The organism is Micromonospora sp. ALFpr18c (genome assembly GCF_008868155.1).
Classification (GTDB): Bacteria; Actinomycetota; Actinomycetes; order Mycobacteriales; family Micromonosporaceae; genus Micromonospora.
Map to the genome: position 1 here is coordinate 1 of NZ_WBKR01000368.1, position 2,001 is coordinate 2,001.

The window sequence follows — 2,001 nt, forward strand, 5'->3', positions numbered from 1 at the left end:
TCGGGGTTGTGGGTGAGCTGAGAATCCTCGCCCGCGTGCGAGACTAGGTAACCATGAGCGACCCACGGATCACCTCGTCGATCTTCACCCGCGGCGCGGTCGACCTCAGCACGCTGCGCGGCCCCGCACCTGCCAGTTCCCGCCCCGGCACACCCCCGCAGGGCGGCCCGTCCACCGGCGCACCCGGCGGGCCCACCGCCGGCGGCAACGCCGCCATCGTCGACGTCACCGAGGCGACCATCCAGTCCGAGGTGCTCGAACGCTCGATGGCCATGCCCGTCGTCGTCTTCTTCGGCGCGGCCGGCTTCCCGGAGAGCGACGAGTTCGCCCCGGTGCTGGAGCGACTGGCCGCCGAGAGTGACGGCGCCTGGGTGCTCGCCCGCGTCGACGTGCAGCAGAGCCCGCGGATCGCCCAGATGTTCCGGGTCCAGGGCATCCCCATGGTCTACGCGGTGGTCGGCGGCCAGCCGATCGACGCCTTCTCCGGCGTGGTCGGAGAGGCGCAGCTGCGCCAGTGGCTGCAGGCCGTGCTCAAGGCCGGCGGCGTGACCGTCGCCGAACCGGAGGACCCGCGCCTCGACGAGGCGGACGACGCGCTGATGAGTGGTGACCTGGACGCCGCCGAGCGGGCGTACCGCAAGATCCTCGCCGACTCCCCGGCGGACGCCGCGGCCGAGGCCGGCCTCGCCCAGGTCGGTGTGGCCCGCCGGGTGGCCGGCGCCGACCCGGCCACCGCGCTGGCCGCCGCCGAGAGCGCCCCCGACGACGTGGCCGCCCAGCTGCTCGCCGCCGACATCGAGGTGCTCAGCGGCCTCGCCGAGCAGGCGTACGCCCGGCTGGTCGGTCTGGTCCGGCGCACCGCCGGTGAGGACCGGGAGGTGGTCCGCCAGCACCTGGTGTCGCTGTTCACCATCGCCGGTCCGGACGATCCGGCGGTCGCCTCGGCGCGTCGCGCCCTGGCCAGCGCCCTGTTCTGAGTTCGTAGCACGCCAGCGCGGGCCGGCGTTCCGGCCGGCCCGCCCGACCACCGAGGACGGGAGCTCACGATGCGCCGGATCGCCGTCCTCGACGCGCCGACAAATCTCGGTCTGCGGCCGCCGACGCCCACGTCGGTCCCGGGCTGCGCGAAGGCACCCGGAGCGCTGCGCGACCACGACCTGCTGGCCCGGCTGCGCGCCCGCGACGCCGGCTGCCTCACCCCACCCCGGTACGACCCGGGCGACTGGCGGCCCGGCGACGGGGTGTGCCACGCCCGGGAGATCGCCGACTACTCCCTCGCCCTCGCCGAACGGATCGGCTCGATCATCGACCGGGGTGAGTTCCCGGTGGTGCTGGGCGGCGACTGCTCGGTGCTGCTCGGCTCCGCGCTGGCCATGCACCGGCTCGGCGAGGCGGTCGGCGGGCGCATCGGTCTGGTCTTCGTGGACGGGCACTCCGACTTCCGGCACCCCGGCAACGCCTCCTACGTGGGCGCGGCCGCCGGCGAGGATCTGGCCCTGGTCACCGGGCGCGGGCAGGCCGACCTGGCGGCACTGGAGGGGCGCCGTCCCTACTTCCGTGACATCGACGTGGTGGTGCTCGGCATCCGGGCGCAGGACGAGTACCGGCTCGACCTCCAGGCGGCGGGAATCACCACCCGGCCGGTGCCGGCGCTGCGCGCCGAGGGTGCCGCCCGGACGGCCCAGTGGGCACACGAGCAGCTCGCCGACTGCGCGGGCTACTGGGTGCACATCGACGTGGACGTGCTCGACCCGGCGGTGATGCCCGCCGTGGACGCCCCCGACCCGGGTGGGATCGCCTTCGCCGAGCTGGAGATCCTGCTCGCCGGCCTGGTCGACACCCCGCACTGCCTCGGCGTCGAGCTGACCGTCTTCGACCCCGACTACGACCCGGACGGCTCGTACGCCGCCGAGATCGTCAACACCGTGGTCGCGGGCTTGGCCCCGGTCACCGCCCCGGAGGCCGTACCGCCCCGGCTGCTGTCGCCCCGTCCGGCCCCCG

Annotated in this window: 2 protein-coding genes; both read left to right on the forward strand. The window is 75.0% G+C overall.

Annotated elements, in window-relative coordinates:
* The first annotated feature begins 53 nt into the window (after nt 1-53).
* Nucleotides 54-977 (forward strand): tetratricopeptide repeat protein, encoded by a 924-nt coding sequence (locus F8271_RS31100; RefSeq protein ID WP_151493346.1) that lies wholly within the window; start codon nt 54-56, stop codon nt 975-977.
* A 69-nt stretch (nt 978-1,046) separates the two neighbouring features.
* Nucleotides 1,047-2,001: arginase family protein (locus tag F8271_RS31105; RefSeq protein WP_151493347.1), on the forward strand; the 955-nt coding region annotated here is incomplete at its 3' end.